This window comes from Mesorhizobium sp. M2C.T.Ca.TU.002.02.1.1, assembly GCF_003997225.1.
Map to the genome: position 1 here is coordinate 1 of NZ_RZTO01001555.1, position 366 is coordinate 366.

General features: G+C 63.1%; 1 protein-coding gene. It reads right to left on the reverse strand.

Annotation, left to right across the window (positions count from 1 at the left end):
- Window positions 1–299, reverse strand: a 299-nt coding sequence (locus EOD07_RS37250) for an FAD-dependent oxidoreductase (protein WP_164773000.1), incomplete at its 3' end; no start/stop codon positions are given.
- Window positions 300–366: the final 67 nt, after the last annotated feature.

The following is a 366-nucleotide window of genomic DNA, read 5'->3' on the forward strand; positions in this document are numbered from 1 at the left end:
CGCTTGCCGGACGACGTGATTACCCTGAACGGCCGCTCGCTGAGATCGGCGGTTTCGACATGGTCAGTGACGATAGTCGCCCCGCAGTGTTCCGCCTGTTTCTGCATCTGCTCCATGAGCCATGGGCCCTGGACGATGTCGGGGAATCCCGGATAGTTCTCGACATCCGTGGTTACCGTCAGCTGTCCACCAGGTTGCGGCCCACAGATCAGCACGGGATTGCACAGCGCGCGTGCCGCATAGATGGCGGCGGTGTAGCCCGCCGGCCCCGACCCGATAATGATGACCCGTGTGCTCATTCGTTCGCCCAGGATTGCTGGTGGGTTTGCCCGGCTCGACGGTATTGCCCGCCCGCCTCGGTTATCC